At 58.9% G+C, this 21,175-nt stretch carries 11 protein-coding genes and 1 pseudogene; 5 read left to right on the top strand and 7 right to left on the bottom strand.

The window, feature by feature from the left end:
* The 3 genes from EOA29_RS04920 to EOA29_RS04910 all read right to left on the bottom strand — a co-directional run.
* The coding region (locus EOA29_RS04920) for an ATP-binding protein (RefSeq protein WP_145969625.1) at nucleotides 1-1,229 on the bottom strand (1,229 nt) is incomplete at its 3' end.
* Nucleotides 1,226-2,350, bottom strand: coding sequence for a DNA repair exonuclease (locus tag EOA29_RS04915; protein ID WP_126057626.1), 1,125 nt, complete (start codon nucleotides 2,348-2,350; stop codon nucleotides 1,226-1,228). The genes EOA29_RS04915 and EOA29_RS04920, both read right to left, overlap by 4 nt.
* Before the next feature lie 13 nt (nucleotides 2,351-2,363).
* Complete coding sequence (locus EOA29_RS04910) at nucleotides 2,364-8,327, bottom strand: DUF3320 domain-containing protein (protein ID WP_126057627.1); 5,964 nt, start codon at nucleotides 8,325-8,327, stop codon at nucleotides 2,364-2,366.
* Nucleotides 8,328-8,998: 671 nt separating this feature from the next.
* Between EOA29_RS04910 and EOA29_RS04905 the strand changes: the two genes are divergently transcribed.
* Nucleotides 8,999-11,683 (top strand): AAA family ATPase, encoded by a 2,685-nt coding sequence (locus EOA29_RS04905; RefSeq protein ID WP_126063811.1) that lies wholly within the window; start codon nucleotides 8,999-9,001, stop codon nucleotides 11,681-11,683.
* 21 nt (nucleotides 11,684-11,704) lie between these two features.
* On the opposite strand, the gene EOA29_RS04900 is transcribed toward EOA29_RS04905, so the two are convergent.
* Nucleotides 11,705-11,989, bottom strand: coding sequence for a hypothetical protein (locus EOA29_RS04900; protein WP_185928960.1), 285 nt, complete (start codon nucleotides 11,987-11,989; stop codon nucleotides 11,705-11,707).
* Between the two features lie 104 nt (nucleotides 11,990-12,093).
* Between EOA29_RS04900 and EOA29_RS04895 the strand changes: the two genes are divergently transcribed.
* From EOA29_RS04895 to EOA29_RS04885, 3 genes are read left to right on the top strand one after another with little or no spacing between them, the layout of a single operon-like run.
* Entirely contained in the window at nucleotides 12,094-13,551 is a 1,458-nt protein-coding gene (locus EOA29_RS04895; protein ID WP_126057628.1) for a metallophosphoesterase, read from the top strand.
* Between the two features lie 2 nt (nucleotides 13,552-13,553).
* Nucleotides 13,554-15,620 (top strand): hypothetical protein, encoded by a 2,067-nt coding sequence (locus tag EOA29_RS04890; protein ID WP_126057629.1) that lies wholly within the window; start codon nucleotides 13,554-13,556, stop codon nucleotides 15,618-15,620.
* Complete coding sequence (locus EOA29_RS04885) at nucleotides 15,617-16,672, top strand: hypothetical protein (protein WP_126057630.1); 1,056 nt, start codon at nucleotides 15,617-15,619, stop codon at nucleotides 16,670-16,672. The genes EOA29_RS04890 and EOA29_RS04885 overlap by 4 nt, the downstream gene beginning before the upstream one ends.
* A 606-nt stretch (nucleotides 16,673-17,278) precedes the next feature.
* On the opposite strand, the gene EOA29_RS04880 is transcribed toward EOA29_RS04885, so the two are convergent.
* Both EOA29_RS04880 and EOA29_RS04875 read right to left on the bottom strand, forming a co-directional pair.
* Nucleotides 17,279-18,337, bottom strand: a complete 1,059-nt coding sequence (locus tag EOA29_RS04880; RefSeq protein ID WP_024504268.1) for a class I SAM-dependent methyltransferase — start codon at nucleotides 18,335-18,337, stop codon at nucleotides 17,279-17,281.
* Nucleotides 18,338-18,394: 57 nt separating this feature from the next.
* Nucleotides 18,395-18,615: pseudogene (locus tag EOA29_RS04875) on the bottom strand (insulinase family protein); the annotation flags it as partial.
* A 1,054-nt stretch (nucleotides 18,616-19,669) separates the two neighbouring features.
* Here EOA29_RS04875 and EOA29_RS42800 point away from each other — a divergent pair.
* Nucleotides 19,670-20,035 carry an extracellular solute-binding protein gene (locus tag EOA29_RS42800; RefSeq protein ID WP_245454714.1) on the top strand — a complete coding sequence of 122 codons (366 nt, stop codon included), beginning with the start codon at nucleotides 19,670-19,672 and terminating at the stop codon, nucleotides 20,033-20,035.
* 464 nt (nucleotides 20,036-20,499) lie between these two features.
* On the opposite strand, the gene EOA29_RS04865 is transcribed toward EOA29_RS42800, so the two are convergent.
* A partial coding sequence (locus EOA29_RS04865) for an FAD-dependent oxidoreductase (RefSeq protein WP_164782091.1) occupies nucleotides 20,500-21,175 on the bottom strand: 676 nt, incomplete at its 5' end.

Genomic DNA, 21,175 nt, shown 5'->3' with positions numbered 1-21,175 from the left:
GCCTGGAGTTGCTCGACAGCTTGTTCCGGCACCGCCAGCATCGCCAGTGCTGCCTCTCCATCTTCGATCTGGGTTCTGGCGACTTCGGCTTGTTTCAACCGGTTGTCCGAGCCGGCCAGTTGTTCGGCAGCGTCACGCGCCAAAAGAGTCGCATCCAGCCGCGCGAGCAATTCGCGTGCTTCGCGCTCTTCCAGTTCGGCTGCTTGAACTTCGCCCATCGCTTGTTCGTTTTCGGCAATGGCAGAAGCGCGCCGATCGAGAACCTCACTGCGGCGAAGCTGCGCAATCGTCGACTGCTGGCGCAAATCCGTGGCTCGTTTGAGCGCGGTCCGAAAACTATCGAGGGCCTGCTGCGCCGCGTCGTGGTGAATTGCGGCAAGGGCAGCTTCCGCCTCGGCGGCTTTCAAGGCTTCGCTGTGCGATTTGGCGGCCTCGACTGCGGCTTCCGCGGCCGAGATGGCTTCCCGCCGAGTGGCGCCTTCTTCGGGGTTTTCAAGCTCAGACAGACGCGCCAACGCCATGCGCCGCTTGTCGAGCGAATCGCGCAGACCGGTGACTTCGGCGCTGAGACGCTGCTCGTCTTTCACCAGCTTGTCACGCTCGTCGAGCGCTGCCGCATAGAGACCGCCGCTCTTGGGACGCAGCGTTGACGTAACCAGGCTATAGAGTTCTTCTTCACATGCCGCGGCGATTTCGGCCATGCGTCGCCCGCCGGTCAGGGCTTCAACTTCCCCCTGAACCGAGGACAGTAGGCTTTCGCGCACGCGTTTTTCGCCGTCCTCCTCGCTTTTGCTGCGCCTTTCGATGCCGGTGACCCCTTGGCGAACCCAGAGCAATCCTGCCGGTCCTGCGCTTCCGCCATGGATTAGTTTGCCGATAAAGGCTTCGGCCTCATCGGCTTGAGCCAACAGTCGCCCGCCGTCGAGGTCAATAACGCTGGCCAGCCTGCCGCCATAAAACTGCTTGGCAAGTCGATAGCGTCCTTCTGAAGTGGTGATGTCGGCCTCCACCACCGGATTGCCCCCACTGTAAGGCCGCAACAGTCGCACGCCTTCGGGTGTGCCCGTGTGAGGCTGGAAAAAGAGTGCGTGCAGCGCTTCGAAGAAGGTTGATTTGCCGAACTCATTGACCGCGCAAAGCACGTTGACGCCGTCGCCGATGTTTTCGATGGCGACGCCTTGCCCGGCGAACCGTTTGACGTTGTGGAGCCGAAGGGCCGTAAGTTTCATGATCCCATCGCCTCGCAATAGCTGAACAACCGAACCAGTGCTTCTCGCGATATGTCGCGTTCGACAGCCGACCGGGTTTCGTCGCTGCTTTCATCCAACAGTGCCTGCGCTGCCTCGCGAAGGGCACCAGAGCGGTCGATCCGATCCAAATCGCCACTTTCGCAGTCGGTCGCGAGCCCGTCCCCGTCCAGTTCCAGATAGGCGAAGTCGGGCGCGGCTACCGCGATCGCCGCTTGAAGGATCGTTCGCCCACTTAACCGCACCCGGCCAGACGCGGCAATTCGCAGCAAAGTCTGACGCCGCAGATGAGCCGGTGGAAGCAACGCTTCAAATGCCGCGGCGCTGTCGTCGCCAGACAGCAGATGCAGGGGAGCGGTTTTCCAGGAAAAGCTAGCTGTTTCAACGGCCACGATCTCGGGCACGGCGCCAGGCCCGGCAATGGAAACGACAAGGGCCTGACCGGGTGTATCATGCTTGAAACGGTCAGGTTCGGGCGCACCGCTATAACGGCTGCGCTCATTGATGGTGACGGGTCCGTGCCAGTCGCCAAGTGCCAGATAATCGAGGCCGGCCTTAGTCGCGCGATCTGGTGCAATGACATCGGACGCTGCTGAATCTTCGGAAAAGTTCTGAATAGCGCCATGAGCAAGGCCGAGCCGGATGGCGCCTTGCGGCGTCGCGGCGCTGTTCATCCACTCGGTAAGGTCGCGACCGGGTCTGCGGGTGGTGCAAGGTGCAGGCAGCAGCGCCACGTCCGCGCCAATGGTCAGGGTTTCGGGCCGCGTCGCCAGCAGGACATTGTCCGGCACAACGCTGTCCGCTGCACTCCACAATTGATCAGCCAACAGGGAATCATGGTTGCCAGGCAGCAATATCCAGCGCAGAGGCGCGCTCTGGCTCATCTCGGCCATGGCCTGCCGCAACATCGCTGGAGTGGGCGTTTCGGTATCGAACGTATCGCCGGCCAGAAGTATGGTGGATGCACCATGGACGCGTGCCTGCTCTGCCAGCCGGCTGATCGCGCCATGGCGCGCTTCACGGAGCCGCCCGCGCAGATCCTCTGGCATGTTGCCGAACCGCTTGCCGATATGAAGATCGGAGCTGTGGATGAATCGAAACATGGAGTCTCCGAGACTATGTCGATGCCAGGTTGCGCTGGGCGCGATCGATGGCTTCATCCAGCCGGGAGCGTGAAATCGCCGCAAGTCGCTCGACACCGAGCAGACGTGCAAGGTCGAGAGCGGGGTCGGACTGTTCCAGAATGTCCTCGTTCGCAACGACGACAGCGGCCAGCTCGGCGATTGGAATGTCGGCAATGGACCGGCGGGCATCGGCATCGAACGGCATGCGATAATCAAGCAGGTCGACCACCGTCCCTCTCTTCCATAGGAAGCTGCCGCTGGATTCTTCAGTTCTATCGAACTCGCGCAGATGCAGGTCGATCCGCTCCCGAATCTTGTTGCCCGTTCTGAGCCAGCCATGCGCCCGTGCGATGCGCTGCGCAAGGACGTCATCTCGCAGAGGTCCTTCCTGCTCGATCACCGCGTCGACCATGGACCGCAGCGTGCCTCGGTAGACGAAGTCATAAAACTGATCCGGGCTGGTGGAAAATCCGGTTAGATCAGTCAGGCGATAACGGCCGCCCGTCGGTACGGTATCATGCGTCGAATGCGCGGCCGCAGGCAAAATTCCTGCAGATGCCGATGGGCGCTCTCCCGTCGCGAGGGGAGCGGCGACAAGTTCTGGCTCTGATTTTATCGACGGATGTTCCGGTTCGCCGGCCGATGCTAGGTCTTCGGCTGGCAATGGGTCCATGGGGTCGACCTTATGTCCCATGTCCCAATGGATCGCGGCTTCACTTTCCTGTTGTTCAGCCTGTTTGCGACGGCTTTCCTCGAGCAGCGCGGCCAGGCTGGCATGAAGCCTCTCGGTGCAACCTTCGAGATCAAACCACCAATCGGTTGACCATACCCGGACAATGTTCCACCCGAGGCCGCGCAGGACCTGCTCGCGGACCTTGTCTCGATCTCGCGCCGTGGCAGAACTGTGATAGGTCGCGCCGTCGCATTCGACCCCAGCCAGATAGGCGCCGGCGAGATCGGGATGCCGGATCCCTATATCCACTCGAAAGCCCGAAATGCCGACTTGAGGAACGATGGTCCATCCGCGCTTCTCAAGCTCGGCAGCGACGGCCTCCTCGAAAGGGGATTCCAGGGCTCCGACCGATCCGCGTTCCTGCGCTGGCAATGCCACAGCGCCGCGTTCGGCAAAATCGAGAAAGGCTTTGAGATGCTGTACGCCGATCGCTTTGGTTCGGTTGGGGTCGATCTGGTCGGCGGCAAAACCTGAAAATACGATCAGTTCCTGCCGCGCACGCGTCACCGCGACATTCAGCCGGCGTTCGCCGCCGTCCCGATTCAGCGCGCCGAAATCCATGCTGCGCTTGCCGGCATTATCTTGCGAAAAGGTGATCGAAAACAGGATTATGTCACGCTCGTCCCCTTGGACATTTTCCAGATTCTTGACGATGGCGGGCTCAATACGCTCGTCGGCAAAGAACCATTCAAGCTCCGGCTCTGTCTGGCGTGCCTTGTCGAAAAGGTCGAGGATGAGCGACTGCTGTTGCGCGTTGAAAGTGATGACTCCGAGCGTGGGTCGGTCCTTTTCCGGTAGGGCCAGCCAACGCCGCATCCTGCTGACCGCCTCGTCGGTTACCGCTTGGGCTTCGATTCGATTGGTGCGGCTTTTGCCACGGTCATAGATGCCGGTCGTGATTTTTCGCAGCTGAACTGCCCGATCTTCCACCGTTGGCGAAGGGAATGTGATGAGCCGGTTCTGATAGTAGTGATGGTTGGAAAAGGCGATCAGCGACTCATTGCGGCTACGATAATGCCAGCGCAGGTCACGTACCGGGATGCCGGCCGCTTTGGCTTCGTCGAGAATGCTCTCAAGATCCTTTTCGTGTTCGACGACTTCCTCGTCCTCCTCGTTGCGGCCAAAGAAATTGGTGGGCGGCAACTGCTTGGGATCGCCTACGATTATGGTTTGATGGGCTCGCGCGATGGCACCGACGGCGTCCCAGGTGGTGATCTGCGATGCTTCGTCGAAAATCACCACGTCGAACAGGGCTTGGTCGGGCGGTAGATATTGAGCGATTGAAAGAGGGGACATCAGCATGCACGGCGCGAGCTTGGCAAAGCTCGTCGGCATCGCGCCAATCATCTCGCGGATTGACCGGCTGGGCCGCTGCAATTCCATCTGATGGCGCAACAGGCCCAACTCGGAATTGCGCGGGACGCCTTGCACAGCCGGCAAACCATGAGCGATGGCACTGATGACGCGAAGGCTTGCTTGAGCGCGGACAAGATCGTCGATTTCCCGGAAATCTTCGATGGCGTGCTCGTGCTGGAAGCGACGGAAATTCCGCAGCACCGGATCGGCATCCAGCGTGGCCGGCAGCCACCAGCGTACATAGGCCAGGCGGAACGCGGATTGAGCTTCAGCTGGTCGCACTAGACCCGCCTCGATATCGTCGACCAACGCTCCCAGATTGTGACTGACAGCCCTGCGACGAATGCCGCACCACGAAGTCCAGTCCCGGAGAAGATGACGGGCGTCGAGCAAGTCTCCCATCGCAGTCGTCAATTCGGTCAGCGGGTTATCATGTTCTGCCCAAGAAGGCGTCTTTCCAGCAGGGATCGCAAATTGGGTCTTGGCAGCCTCGAATGCTGCAGAAGCCGCAAGGAAGCGGGCTGCCCCATAGCGCATCGTGCTATCTGCTGCACCGCTTCGCAGGCTCGGGGCGGTTGCTTGCAGGAGCGCTTTGAAATCCTCCGTGCCGAGGCCGGGCAGGCGTAGCGTCTGTCGAAGCCTTTCGGCCATCGAGAGTATCTGATCGATACGGTGGGTGTCGGTATCAAGTGCGGCAAATCCGATCGGCTTCCCAGATAGGATGTTGGCTTCGACAGTGGCCCGGCGGTCCTGCATCAGGCGCAACAGCAGCAAGTCGTGCTGAGGATCGGCTACCCCCTCTGTGACATAGCCTTGAAGCAGCTTCTGGACTTTGCGTTTGCCCAACTGACTGTTTGGCCAGAATGCAGAAGCGGCCTGCTGCCATTGCTGCTCTATGTCCTCCACCCGTATGCGCGCAACGGCAGCCTCGTCATAGCGGGCCGACAGGTCCTTGCGAGACTTGCGATAGTCTCCGATTGCCTCATTGAGAGTGGCGAGGGCTCCCCGCAACTGGGCGAAATCTCGATCAAAGACAATGCTGACGTCATAGCCGGCACTGTCCTGGAGTGCCGCTGCTAGTTTTCGCAGCGCTTCGAGCTCCGCTTTTGACGCGTCGCCTTTGGCGCGCAGGCCGATGCTCACCAGGAAGGCGTCGAGTGCGGTCGCTAGAACCTCGGACGCATTCTTGAGGGTCTTTGCCCCTTCGAGCAAATTGTCCTGCCAGCCTGACGTCCACTCGGTGACATCTATAAGACGCAAGACCGACCGCATCTCCACCGACTGAAATGCGAGACCTGTTTCGGCGGCAATATGCTCCAGCGCCAGCCGGTTTGCCTCGTCATGGGAATCGCGCGATGGCCAGGACAATCTCGGAGCGTGCTGCCGCTTGTTCTTGAGAGCGATGCCGAGCGCCAGATAAGGCGTCAGACCATTGACATGGTGCCGATGCAGCGCTTCGACATAGGCATTCAGTTCGTCGCGACGGACGCGAAGCCGCTCGTTGATCGCAATCCACTCCGCTGCGTCCACGCGCACGCCGCTTTCCCAGCTGATCCTGAGCTGGGTGAGAAAGTTGCGTCGGTCCGCCTTGCTGGAATGGAGTTCGAGACAATGCGCGCCCAGGCCATGTTCGCGCAGGCGGCGATACACCACATCGAGCGCCGCCGTCTTCTCGGCCACAAACAGCACGGTTTTGCCAACTGAAAGACAGTTGGCAATCATGTTGGCAATGGTCTGGCTCTTGCCAGTGCCGGGAGGACCGATGATGACAAAATCGCGACCCTCAGCGGCGGCAAGACTTGCGGCGGTCTGTGAGGAGTCGGCCGGCAGCAGCAAAACCATGTCGGACGGGGCATAGTGCCGGTCGAGTTCGCGCTCGTCGCGGAATGATGCGCCATTGCCCTCGAAAGCTATCTCCGGCGTGTCGATCAGATGGCGCACGACACGGTTTTCGCGCAGCGCATCGGTACGCTCGACCAGATCCTTCCACATGAGAAACTTGGCGAAGGAAAAGGTCGACAGCGCCGTCTCGTCCACCACCTCCATGCCGGGGACGTCGCGCACTGCCTGGCGCATAAGACCGAGCAGCCTCGGCACATCAACGCCGCTTTCGTCCTCGGGCAGCTCACCGGAAAACTGTGGCAGTTTGAGCTCGAAGTCGCGTTCGAGAAACTGCAACAAGGTTGCGTTGAATCGCGGTTCATCTTCATGGAAGCGCAAGGTAAAATGCGATGTTGCGCTGCGGCGCTCGATTTTGACCGGTACGAGCAGCAATGGCGCGCGATAGCTGCGCTCGTCCTCGGCCTTCTTCTTCCAGCGCAGGAAGCCGACCGCCAGGAAGAGCGTATTCGCGCCGCCCTCGGCAAAATCGTTGCGCACTTGCCGGTAAAGATCGATCAGCCGGGATTCCAATTGACGCCCATCGAGCGTCGACGGGAGCTCGTCGCGCAGAAGCGCTTCCGCGGCAAAGCCACGCTGGAGGTCACGTCCGTGCACCTCGCGATAGAGGACAGCATCCCGCTCGCCCAGTGGATTCTGTTCGGGGAGCGAAATCAGCCGGATCGAAGCGCCTGCCATCAGACGGTCCTCGAGGTAGCCGACGTCAGTACAAAGAAACGGAATTGTCTTCTTGGAGTCCGGAAAATTGAGCAGGCGGTTCCGCAGTGTCAAATCGAGGAGCTTTTTCTGCCAGCGGTCGATCCGTCCGGCCGCTGTCGTCGGCTTTACCTCGACGATCTCGACCGGCAGGGCTACCACGGCCGGTGCGGCTGGCAACGGCAACGCGATTTCGGTTGCCGCCTCTGCATCCACGCTGCGGCGCGTCGGTTCGTGCGAAGCAAGCGGTGTGATGCCGCCGCTGCGCGAGCGGCGTATATCGATGGCTGCGACAAAGGTGGCTACCTGCGTTTCGTCGAGCCGCTGTTCGATTGCGTGTTGGGCAGCCTCCAACGTCATCGCCGGCCGATGCGTCACGCCTGTCGTCTCAAACACGATGAGTTCGCGCGATGCCAGCGCCTTGCGGACCTCCATGGCATCGGGTTCAATGGCGTTGGCGAGCGTCCTTTGTGTCATCCAGACGCCGACGGCCGCGTGTCCCTGAAACATCAAAACGACGGGATGCAAGCCCGTCGCCTCCAGGGCGGACGCGAATAACAGACTGGTATCGAGACAGGTTGCCAGCTTTTCTGCCGTAATAATTGAGGGACGTCGAATTTTTTGGCCGCGGCTTTCGAAGCTCGCAGGTGGCTCTGCATAATGCAGCGATAGGCCAGCAATGGCCGAATAAATTGCGGCCGCCAGCATGAATGCGCGTTGCGGATTGCCGCTTTGATAGCCATCGAGGCTGGAAGGATGACCATGCGCTGCGAGCAGCTCCGCTGCGGAACGCAGCAGTCCTGCGATCGCCGGGTCGTTCGGCATGACGAATGCGGCGAGCAATTGCGCCATATCGACGACGCCACCCCATTCGTCGCGGGCAAGCAGGCGCACCGCAACGCGCTGCTCGGCCAGCACTGCGCCTCCTGAGGTTAGGCGCAACGTTATCTCCCCGCGCTCAGCCTCGTTGAGACCGGCCAGATAGCCGGCGTCGAGATCGATTTTTCGATCGCTTAAGGGAAGCCGGTCGCCAGCAACGATCCGATCAATTGTCCAGCTTTTGGCGCGCAAAAAAGGGGGGTTCGATGTCAGCTCGAGAGTGCATTTTTCGAAACCCTGCTGGGTCGGGTTGTTGAGCGCGATAGACCGGATCACCGGAATAGCATTTTGGAAGGACGCATATGTAAAGCTGGCGGCGATGTCCGCCACGACTTCTATTACGGGCGCGGCTGATATACCGGCAGCATCGCCAGTCTCCGAACTCGTTTCCATACCCCATCCCCTATTTTCATTTACGATAGAACTTTGCCGCCAGAATTTGAAAGTAAATTCTCGGTATGGTCGCCGCTTATGTCCAGCAGCATAGATTTCTAAAAGTGTTACCGCCCAGATAACGGTCGAAATGGAGACAGGCGATAATCGGTCGTCACGATTGGAGGGGATCCAAAAGTCGCGGAAATCGGAGCGCCGGCGCACGCTGCTGAAACCCAAGACGGGCAGGACGTCATCCGCAAATGTGTGGCGGTCCGGGCGCCATGGACCAAGCGTTGCGCGCCTATCGCGAGCGCTGTCGTGGCGCCTATCGCGGACTCGGACCCAGCCCGACAGTGACGGCGAACCTCGATCGGCCTATCGGTGAGGCGGTCGAATTCCGCCCATAGACTATCGAAAGGCACGCACTTCCAGCTCTATCTCCTCGTACGCGTTGCCGGCTACCTAAATTCGTGCGCGCGGTCCAATGCCTTTGATTGCTGATGTCGTTGTGGAGACGTTTGATCGCTGAAGCATTTGTTTGCTGACCTAGCGGCGCGGGGGGAGGTCATTTATTGGGTACATCTCCAGCACTCTATGTGCGATCGCGAGGAAAATTTGTCCAGACAAGCGAATTCATCGAATCTGGACTAATCAATAAGTATAATGATGGTAAGATTCGGGGGGCAGGAATGGCCGAGGTTGGACTTTTGGAATGGGCGGATAAGCAGCCCGACTGGATTAGGGATGCCTTAAGAAGACACGCCGCGCGGCCGGGCTTCAACCTCGAGCAGGAGGATAAGGCCGGTGTAACAGCTCGGGTCCGCCACGTCGGTGGATTTACCGCTGATCTGCCCGAATGCTCTCCGCTCTCGGCGGAGCATTTGAGGGCCAACAGTTCGAACGAGCCGCGCGCGGTGCTTTGCTCACTCGGCCCCGTCAAGCATTTGAACCGCCTCGCCGAAGAGCAGCAACTGCGTTTCGCCACCGATGGCATCACCATTATCTACGGCGACAATGGAAGCGGAAAGAGCGGCTATTGCCGGATCGCGAAGAAGCTTTGCCGTAGTCTGACGGCGGATGATCTTCTTGGCAACGTGTTCGAGATCGGCACCAAACCGCCAGCCGAAGTGCTTGTCCGGTTTCTCGAAGAGGGTGCTACGGAACCGACCCCCATAACCTGGAAGGACGGAACGCTGCCCCCCGCGTCAATTGCACGGATCTCCGTTTTCGACTCCGCGAACGCTCGCCTCTACGTCGATAAGCAAAACCGTATCGGTTTTCTGCCCGCAGCCATCGCGCTTCTCGAAAGCCATGGACGTCACCGCACCGAGCTCGAAGCCGACTTCCGGGAAGAAATCAAAGCGATCGAAAAGAACCTAAAGACACCATTGCCGAGTGGGTACACAGCTGCCGGCGCGGTCGTAAAGCTGCTGGCTCGTCTCGAAATCAAGTCAAAGGACGTGATGCCTTCCGCAGCCGAAATCAAAAACCTCGCTGCCCTCTCAGAGCAGGACATGGCTGATCTCGCTGGCCTCGAACAGGCTCTGGCAAGCGACCCTTCAACGATGGCGACAAAGCGTCGGCGTGCCAAGGCGGCCTTGGAAAAACTGCTGACTGCATCTGAACAGATCGACGCGGCTCTCTCAGCGGCGGCCCTCGAGATTTATCGCAATCTATATGCAACAGCCGATTCTACAGCGCAGGCTGCACAACTTGCCGCCTCAGGAGCGTTCGCGACTATGCCGTTGAGCGGCGTTGGGCTTTCTCCCTGGCGGTATATGTTCGACCATGCACGAGCCTATTTAGCGAGCGTCACTGGCATCGATCATCAGCACTTGCCAGATCAGGAAGGCGATCGTTGCATGCTCTGCCAGGAGCCGATGACGGCGGACGCCGCGGGGCGGATCCAATCCTTCAATGACTTCGTAACGGGCGCCGCAAATAAGGCGGCGCAAGTCGCATCTATTGCCCATGAAGAGGCCCTGCGCCAAATCAAAGGACTCACCATTGCGACCGGGGAGGCGGTTGAGGCGGCTCTCGGAGAGTTTGGCGATCTGTCCGCCGCACGCAAGGCGATGGTGGCCCTGATCTCGGCATATTATGTCGAGGCAGGTAAAAGGCGTGATGCAATTGTCGTTGCGGCTGCGCTGTCCGAGTACGCTGCGTTCCCGCAACTTGCGGCGCCAGTTGCATCGAAACTCCGAACGGAGGCGGAGGCGCTAGAGGCCGAAGCGCTGACGGACGACAAGGCAGCGGCCGACGACGGGAACCGCGCTACCGATCGAGCTCGTCGCGATACACTCAAGGATCGGAAAAAACTGGGCGACGATCTCACCATCGTTCTCGCGCGCTTGGCGAATCTCGAAGAGCGGCGCAAGCTTCTCTCATGCTGCGATGCTGTCGAAACAGGCTCGGTGTCACGGCAGATGACGTCGCTTCGACGAAGCCTCGTCATGCAGGATCTCGAAAAGCGCGTCGTCGCCGAGATTGAGACTCTGGCGTTAACGCACATCCCGTTCGCAGTTAATGATCGTAGTCAAGATGGGCAGAGCTATTTCGAGGTCGGGCTCAACGCGGCAAAAGCGATCTCAAACAGCAAGGTCTTAAGCGAAGGAGAGCAGCGCGCGCTTGCCCTGGCCTGTTTCTTAGCCGAGGTCGGAGGAGACACATCGCGTCAAGGCATGATCATCGACGACCCCGTGTCATCTCTCGACCATGTTCGGATCAGGCGGGTCGCGGCAAGGCTCGTAAAAGAAGCGGCCACAGGACGTCAGATTATTATTTTCACCCATAATCTTCTGTTCTTCAACGAGGTGGTTGACGCAGCTGCGCAGGCCAATCCGCCGATTCCCCTTGTTCGAAACTACATCAACAAGTCCGAATCTGCCGGTTTTGGCTTGATTAGCGAAACTGACGAGCCGTGGATCGCACAGTCTGTCACGAAGCGCATCGAGACTCTCAAGACGCGCCTGAAGAGCTTCGACGGCGCCACTGATTTCACCACCGATGCTTGGCGAAGGTCAGCGAAGGATTTCTACAGCGATCTTCGGGAAACCTGGGAGAGGCTCGTTGAAGAAATCCTGCTCGGTAAAGTCGTCGAGCGATTTAACAGCGATGTCAAGACACAGAGCCTGAAGGGTGTGGTGGTCGAGGACGAAGACCACAAGCGAATCTATTGGGCCATGAAGCGAGTTTCGGAGCGTTCTGGACATGACATGGCGTCCGCCAAGGCCATTCCAGTTCCAACACCAAACGATATGAAGAGCGATCTTGATGGAATTGACCAATATCGTATCGACACCACCAAACGAAAAAAGGATGCCGAAAAGCGCCGGATTGAATTCGAACAGCCTCCCAAGGCGACTGTACTCTAGCCTAATGACTATTGTCGTGTATTACTGGCCCTCACTGGCTTCATCCTGCTGCGCATGCCGGTGTCCGCCTGCCGCGGGCGAAGCCGACGTGACGAGGAAGTATCGCGAGGGCGCCAAGCCATCAATGGCTGTGCGCTCGCTCTTCATCTTGGATTTCAGCGCCGAGAAGCCTGACCGCTGGTAGTGCTTCGCCTGCACAATGTCGCCGCCGGCAAGGGCATGTCGACCATCCATCGCGTCGTCCGGTCCCTCGGGAAAGGCCTCGAAACGCTTGTCGATCTCGCGACCTACGAGGTCGCGGGCCAAATCCTCAAACTCGTTATGGGACAAACTCGAGAAATCATAAGCCATGCGCCCAGATTGAGTGCCCATTTGGTGGGCAGACAAGCAACCGGGGGCACAATTGCGTCGTGCCTCTCCATTACCAACAAAAAGATAAACGCGCTTTCCAGGCGATGCGGTCGGATGATCGTTTCGCGCTTGGCAAAAGCGAACGGATTAGTCTATGGCTCTCGGCGGGGGGGCGAGTTATGCGACGGGTGCGAATCCTTCAAGTAGGCGATATTCACTATCCGGATTGGCATCCTTCCTCTAGCAACATCGATGCCAAGGATAGCAAGTTCGCTCCGAAAATAACGCAGAAGCTACGCGCGTCTTCGCTGCGTGCCGTCTTGACGAAGCTTCGGCGGCTGACGACTTCGAAGCCCTTGGATTCGATCGCCTTCATGGGGGATTTCACGAGCCGTGGCGACAAGACTTTCATTGCTTCGGCATTCCAGCATTTCACGTTGCTCTGCCGCGCACAGGGGCGCAGTTCAAAGGCGCTTCCGTTGATATTCGTACCGGGAAATCACGATGTGAACCGTGATGACGCGCGCGAACTTGGACCGACTGAGAAATTCAGCGAAATGGCGAGTTTAGCCGCCCGCTTGGGTTGGCAGACCGTTCCCGTGGACCAACCCGTGCACTTCAGACTTCCGACAGGATCCGCAGGCGCAAACTTCATCCTCGTCAACACAGCGATAGGCAGTTGGGAGCTTCAGAACCTTCCCGCGTTCCTTCGTGATCGTCTCGAGGCACTCGGTCCTTCTACAGAACCTGTAGATCTCGGCTCGCCGGACACCTCGGGACATTCGCCCGCGACACCTCCCAGCGATCCAGACAAGGAGGCGTCCGACGACGAGTATTACGGTCAGATGGACACGCCATACATCTCGCGTGAGATGCTTGCAGGCCTACAGGAATTGCTCCAGCAGCCCGACATGCGTTACGGCATCATGATCGGCCATCACAATCTGCTGCCACAAAAGACTCCGCGCATTACGCCATACGCGGAGATGCTCAACAGCGGATTTGTCAGAACTCAGCTGCTGCAGGGCAACAAGCCTATCGTCTACCTGCATGGACACATACATGCCGATCCGGTCGAGATCGTCAACGATCCAAGGTTTCCGGACGGCAAATTGATCTGCATCTCAGCACCAGAGATACAGTCAGGTTTCAATGAGCTCGTCTTCTTCACGACCGATCAGGGAGAGCTCGTCGGCATCCGACTTATACCCTACCGCACCAATGTCGCCGACGGGACGGTCATGGAAGGCGAACATTGCTTCATCTCGACTATGTCCAACGGCAAGGCCTTTCTGAACAACGACACGTTTGACCTGATGCGCCGACTGCGCGACCATGCCACCAGGCGCGGGAATGGGTTACTCTTCTGGGACGAGATCACTGAGATTGCCGCCTCCGCCGAGCTCGGGCTAGATTTGGAAGACTCTCTTCTGATGCTCCAAGCGGCGCGCTTCGTCGAGATAGACGGCCTCACGAAGGCAAACTCGGCTTGGCGCATTAAGGTAAGGGACGAATAGAGATGGAGAATCCGTTCGGCCCCAACAGGATCGAGTACGAAAGTCGCCCGATACTGTGGTTCAGTCAGAAGTCGGCCTTGATTTCTGCCGCCGCCAAGCCGGTCTTCGTCGCAGGGACGAGAGGCAGCGGCAAGACCAGTATTCTTCGCTCGCTTTCCACAGTTCATATCCTCGAAGACAAAAGTCTCGCGGACCAAGTCGGCAAGCTCGGCTGGTATGGCGTCTTCTTCCAGCTCAATGAGACATTTTCGCCCCTAATCGACAACGCGGTTCTGAACCTCATTCCGGAGCGGATACGCTTCGACACGGCCGCCGTGATCCCGCGGCAATTCGTAATCTTCTCTCACTATCTGGAGCTGAAGATAGTCGAACGCCTGCTCGAGAGCATCAGCCAGCTCAGACGCGACAGCCACTTGAAATACCGGGCCTCTGAAGATAGGGACGTCGCCTTGGCACTGCATCGCGAAGTGCTGCACTTCATACCCCAACCTGCCCGTCTCGACTTCTTCAGCATAGATGAGCTGCGGGGTGGGATAACCCGGTACGTCGACGAATGCTTCAACGCGTTCTTCTTTGCCGCCGATGAGGGAGCGACCGGCTTCAGAGCGACAGACCCTGGCGCGATCATTAACAAGGTCGCGACCGCGATCACCCCACTTTTAAATGGCCCATCTTTCGCCGGTGACAGGGCGCCCTTCTTCAAGATCCTGATTGACGACTGTGAGGCACTGACACCGCTCCAACAGCAGTTCCTGAACACCTTGGTGAGGAAGACGCGCGGCAATGTGAAATGGGTCCTCGCCTACATCGGCGGCCTTTACGACACGATCCGGACGATCATACCCGGCCAGTCGCTCTCGAATGCTGACCGGGACGTCGAGAATCTTGATTCAGTCGATCCGAGGGAGTTCGCCACGCTGTGCGAGAACGTGTCGTCGCTTCGGCTCTACTATGCGCTTCCTGACCATCTGCGGAGTGATCTCAAGCGCAACGATGCGCTCAGCGCGTTTTCGCTCAAAAACCGGCTGGGGCGGCTTTCCGTCAATGACATCATCGAGCGGGTTATCATATCGGGTCATTCCGAGGGCAGAGAAGAGCTTGTGGCACTCGCTGATGCAGCACGTGAATTCCTCTCCGTGAATTTGAGGACGGCGGATCAGCAGCAATTCCTTCTTGATCGAAAAGCGCGCCCTTATGCCGAAGGGCTGGCGCTCGCGCTCATGAACCCGGAAATCAAGCGCCGGCCCATGAGCAAGGCGGATGCTTCAAATCTGAAGAGGTCGATCGCCCGGAAACAGGGATGGGCTTTTCTGAAAGCGTGCCAGATGCTGCGTCTGCATGACTACCCGTACGTAGGGCACCAGATCATCACATCATTGAGCGACGTCTGTATACGCGATTTCCTTGATATAATGGGAGAGATCTTCCGCCGCAGTGTTCCGAGTTCCAGTGATCCACGAAAACTGGTGGAATTCATCAACTCGGATTTACAGATTCATCTCGAACAGCAGAGACAGGCTGTGAACGCCGCCTCTCAACGGAAGCTTGATGGACTTCAGGCGCTTTCACATCCGTACGAAGAAGAGAGCGTGCGCATGGTGCGGGCGTTGGGTTACCTGACCGCTCGCCTCCAGACAGAGTTTGCCGAAGAAAATGCTCTAGGAACGACAGAGAGAGGCATTTTCAGGGTTGATCTAAAGGAAATGCGCTCGCTGGTGAACCGACTGGAGCAACCCAGCGGAAAACTGGACGAGGTCCTGCGTCGGGCGGAAAGGGATGGGTTTATCCGGGAGGTCTCCGCCGCCGGCAACTTTGAGGTGGACCGCGCCGACCCCGCATCGAAGGAGATGCTGATCAGATTGCATCGGCGATTTGCACCTTACTTCGGGTTCTCCTATCGCGGCCCGTACGAAATCAACACAATCCCTGCGGCGCAGATGGTCGACCTGCTTTTTACCAGGCATCGGCTCCCAGAAGACTGGGCCGACTCGGTGTTTAAGGAGCTCGTCGCGCGGCCCGCACTCAAGACCGAATTCCAGCACTCGCTTTTCGAGAGCGATCTCGAATGACCGCTTCAACTGTCGAGTATCGAGTCTTCGGCCATCTGGCCGTCACTGAGAAGGCGAGAGATGCAGGTACCTGCGAAACGATGGAGGCAGATATCGCGATCGTCGCGCTTGGATGGGAAACGCGTTTCGCCGCGTTCGAAAACCATCTTGACCTGAAGGTCGGCAAAATCGTGGTTCTGGACTTTGCTCTGAAGGAAGCGAACGTCCCAGCCGTCGAAGAAAACCGGCGAAAGCTCATCGCTATGGGTACCCGATGGGGCGTCGAAGTGACTGCGATCACCCTCGAGCCTTCCATCGAGTATCAGAAGAACATCAATCTCCTCGATCACCTGCTCACTCAGATGGCCGCTTCATGTGGCTCATACGAAGGAAGCCTGCGGAAGGTTTTCGTCGAGTGCTCGACGATGCCGCGAATCTACATCCAATGGCTGATTGCGGTGGCATTCAAGAAAATGTCGATTCAGTCTCTCGAATTCGGGTACGCCGAAGGTATCTACGGGAACGCGATCGGCAAAGAGGATTTTTCCAGCGGCTTGGACCGATACGTCACCGTCCCTCATCTTCAAGGCAGCGGAGGAATGGGCGAAGAGAAAGTCCTGCTCGTGGGGATCGGAGGAGATGCCGACGTATTCTACGGATTGATCGATATCGTCAGTCCGGAACGGATCTCGCTCCTCGTCCCAAGAAGCGAGAAGAATGCGCATATCGATGCTTTGCTCGATCAACAGGTGGCCAAGGTACGTGAAACCCACCGGCTCGAAGATGGCGAAGTTCGCGACATCCAGGCTTTCGGGCTGATGGCCCACCTCGATGCTTTCGAGACGTATCTCGACGGGTTCGGCTCGCGTGCGGTGGTGAACGTTTTTGTCAGCGGCCCGAAGGTTCAGGCCATCGCTGCTGCCGTGCTCGCCTGCTCCGACAGCCGCGTCCATCTCAAGGCACGAATTCCCACCTCCTATGCCCATCGTGAAGTCTCAGCGAATGGGCGGTATCATATCTATAGGCTGATTGACCTGACATCCCCTGCCTGCAGCCTTCCCGGGACGTTCTGACACGATCTTGCATTCGAGTAGCATCATGGTCCCAGTAGCCGTTCCGCCAAGCCTTCAGCGCATGTTCGTGTCGCCCGATCCGGTCGATGGGGGACTAATTCCCACTTAGAAGCTGCTCTACATCAGATCAGGGGAAATGCAGACTGGCAGAATTCCATAATTAGCGACTCAAAACATATACTCAGGCGAGACTGTTTAGCATAGAAATAGTGAGCGCTCTCCAATATGTTAGGCTCTGTCGCAGTAGCGCAACAAGCTCAGTCTTTGGATGGGTGGTATGAGGATGAGACGACTGAATGTGTACAGGCTCAGTCATTTTATCGAGGCTCTCGTTTTTGTCGTAAGCGCGTTCGGTGCGACGTGGCTTACCAGCTTTGTGAACGCGCCATGGTGGGCATATGTGATTATAGCGGCCATCACTATGGGCATGTTCGTAGCCGTGCGTCGGGTCCTTTCTGAGCCGCAACGTATGGGACTCTTGGCACACAACTCGGCAGCGACCTCTGCGTGAACCCAGGCGCCTTGAAAATGTCCCCGATGCGTCCGGATTTTTGGCGGTGATCTTCAATCAAATGCGATGAGCTGCAATTTCTGGCGACGGCCACGCTAAGGGCGGGCCTCCAGCACCATGTTGAACGGTGTCTCCGCGGCGCGACGCAATCGCTTGAAGCCGCCGCCGGTCACAACCTTGCGCAGCCTCGCCTCACCGGCCTGGGCTCCAAGCGCGAGCCCGACTTCCTGCGACACGGATGCGGGCGTGCACACGAAAGTGGAAGCGGCATAGTAAACGCGGCCGACGGGATTGAGGTTCGCCGCCAGATGATCATGCGCGAACGGCTCGACGATCATCCACGTGCCGTCCGGCTTGAGCGATCCGTGGACATGGGTGGCGGCGCCCGTCGGGTCGCCCATGTCGTGAAGGCAATCGAAGAATGTGACGAGGTCATACGTTCCGGGATAGCTCTTGGCGGCCGCCACGTCGAACCGCGTGTTAACGCCGACGCCGGCTACCTCGGCCGCCTTGCGGGCGCGCTCAATCGAGGGGGCATGATAGTCGAAGCCGACGAAGCGCGAATTGGGGAAGGCCTGTGCCATGAGCACGGTCGATGCACCATGACCGCATCCAACATCCGCGACGTCCACGCCGCGTTCGAGCTTCTCGACGACGCCCTCCAAGGCCGGCAGCCAGGAGTCGATCAGATTGGCATTGTAGCCTGGACGGAAGAACCGTTCCGTACCGCGAAACAGACACGCGCTATGATCGTGCCACCCGACGCCCTTGCCGGACTGGAATGCCTGCCTCACCTTTTCTTCATCGAGCCACAGCGCGGACAGGAACTCGAATGCGCCTGCCATGAAGGCCGGGCTGTCTTCATCAGCGAACACCAGCTCTTGCTCGGCGTTGAGATAGAATTTGTCGCTCGCTTCATCGTAGTCGACGTAACCCGCCGCCGCCTGCCCGGAAAGCCATTCCCTTACGAGGCGTTCCTGGGTGCCGGTGCGTGTCGAAAGTTCGGCGGCCGTCATCTTGCCGCCTTCGCGCAATGCCTTAAACAGGCCGAGTCTGTCCCCCAGCAGGACTCCCGCGCCCGTTGCGATCGCACCGAGATCGCCGACCATTTTCCCCAAGAATGCGTCCAACTTTTCCTGATTCGCTTCAGACATCTGAATCTCCCTTTGGGTTCAATCTCTCCAGGCGACGGAGCCGTGCTCGTCATGAGGCGCCTTGAGCATCAGATGCTCGAAGACATGCAGATATCCCCGGCGGCTCATCCGCGCTGCCGATCCTGCACCAGACCATATCGGTGACGAGCGGCGCGGTGGTCGGGAATGACAGCCACCTCCATGCCGTTGAAAAGCAGGAAATCCGTCACTTTGCCCTCGTCGGTAACCGGCGGAGCCGGAGTGGTCGTCACCAGGGCAAGCCCTGTTGCAGCAGGTATCCTTGGGCAGCCTGTCAGAACATCGATGACTCCGGTTGTGGTGCCGGGGCGGGCGATCAGGGGCCAAGTGATTGTTCCGCGGCGGCTGTATGTTGTGGTAAGGTGATCATGCGAACTCTTGTTGGTCGGTCACGTGTTTTGCGGATGACCCGCATGTACTGTGCCAAATGAGAAAACCATTCAAACGCAATCCAGTAGATCTGACTGTATCCGACATTGTCGGAATTTGGACATCGCCGAACGCGAAGCGCTCGGGGCTTGTGACGATACTTGAGCGTGCTGCTTCGGAGGAGGGATGCGCCTCGAACCGGCCGCGAGGCCTTTTTCTGGCAACGGATATTCCGGCCGGGTTAGGCCGCGAGGAAAGCGACGGTGAATAAGAGGTAGAGGACCAACCGTTTTGAGCGGGTAGTTGCCGTGTTGCGCCCCCAGGCAAAGGCCAGCACCACGGAGCAGTATTTCTGGTGGCGATACTACATCGCCTTTAAGTGCCGGTTACCCGTTTTTACCCAGTTGGCCTGGTGCATTCAGAGCGAGGTCGTTGGAAACCGCTTATTGTGGCTATGAGCAAACTCGGGATGGAGGAGTGGACCCAAAAATTGGCAAAATGCCCCAGGGAGGATTACATGGGTCGCTCATTCCCCGTACTCGTTACAGGTGCGCGTCGCTACGCAAACAGCTTGCTTTTGACTTGGCGTTTCTTGCCGTTTCGGCATCGCTCACTAATTCGGCCGCTGCCGACACCGTGAACTGGCGTCAATTCGAAGGGACCAGCATAACTTGGGCCTACGACATCCACCCCTATGCGGATGCTCTCGCTGCGCAACTTTCCGGAGTTCGAGAAGCTGACCCGGCATCAAGGTCACGCCGGAACTCTACCCAGACGATTCTTACTGGAACAAGATGACGATCCAACTGACGACGAAGTCGCCAGCATGGGATGTGTTCGGCACTGGCATTCAGCCCGCGTAGGACCTCGCTCCGAGTGGCGCCTGCTGGACAAATACCTGAGTGATCCGAAGCTTACCGATGCTGGATACGACTACATTCGGACATGATCAAGAAGTGCGCGGCTCCTTCCTTCGCCAATGATAACTGGAACCAGGTCGTGGACGGCATCTCGTCCGGCCGCACCGCGATGACGATCGACTCAAAAATGTTCGGCTTCTGGAACGATGTTGCGGGGAAGCCGGCATCCGGCAAGATCGCCTTCGCTCCGCCGCTGCACGCACCGAGCGCCACGAGCTTGGATTCTGACATCTGGATCTGGGCTCTCGCCATGAACGCGGCTTCCGAAAAGAAGGGCACGGCCTGGCTGTTCATCCCGTGGGCCACCTCCAAGCAGGTGGCGCTCAAGGGTGCCCTTGCTGGCCAGCTCGTCAATCCGCCGCGCACGTCGACCTGGCAGGACGATACCTAGACTAAGTACGCTTCGCAGCCCGAGTTCAACAACTTCGTTGACAGCTTCAAAAAGATACAGGATCAAGCCGCGCTGGCTTTCACACCGCGTGTCGGCTTCGGCGAAGCCATGAACGCATGGGCCGTGGCGATGCAGAAGATGGCAAACGGCGATGACGTCGAGACGACGTTGAGGGCGCTTGCCGAAGAAATCCGCACTGGCCTCTGATCAAAAGGAACAGGGCAGTACTATTGCACTGCCCTGTTCCCGCCAACGGCGGAGATCACGCCGTGTCACCCCAAGCACTTAAACCCAGCGCTGCTTCGCCCGGCCGCGCCGACGATTTTTCTTGGCCGCCAAGGCGGCAGCCTGCGGCCGGGGCCACAACCGAAACGACCACGGCGATCAGTCCGTAAGCTGCCCGGGGCAGCGGAAGGGCGGAAAGCGCCTTCAGGTGGCCGCACAAGTAGGGTCTCGAGACGGACTCAGCGCGGCAGCACGCTCGATCCCATCAGCGCCTCATCGATGGCGCGCGCCGCCTGGCGGCCCTCGCGGATCGCCCAGACGACCAGCGACTGGCCGCGCCGCACGTCGCCCGCCGCATAGAGCTTTTCGACGCTGGTCCTGTAGTCCCGGTCATTGGCCTCGACATTCTTCGAGCGGCGGCTGTCAATGGCGATCTTCATCTGGCCGGCCAGTTCCGACACCGGCCCGCGAGCGGCTGGCCCGGCAAAGCCGATGGCGATGAACGCGAGATCGGCACGAATGACGAATTCGCTGCCGGCGATCGGCTTGCGCTTTTCGTCGACCTCGCAGCATTTGACCCCGGTCAGCTGGCCGTCTTCGCCGATGAACTCGAGCGTCGCCACCTGAAACTCGCGCTCGGCGCCTTCGGCCTGCGAGGACGAGGTGCGCATCTTGGTCGCCCAGTAGGGCCAGACCGAAAGCTTGTCTTCCTTTTCCGGCGGCTGCGGACGGATGTCGAGCTGGGTGACGCGGACCGCGCCCTGGCGGAAGGCGGTGCCGACGCAGTCGGACGCGGTATCGCCGCCGCCGACGACGACCACATGCTGGCCGCCGGCGAGGATCGGATGCGACGGCCACGCCACCGACTGGATCGGTTCGCCGCCGACACGCCTGTTCTGCTGCACCAGATAGGGC

Source organism: Mesorhizobium sp. M1E.F.Ca.ET.063.01.1.1 (genome assembly GCF_003998155.1).
Lineage (GTDB): Bacteria > Pseudomonadota > Alphaproteobacteria > Rhizobiales > Rhizobiaceae > Mesorhizobium.
The sequence above is the reverse complement of the archived record's forward strand: the minus strand, read 5'-3'. Positions and strand labels throughout refer to the sequence as shown.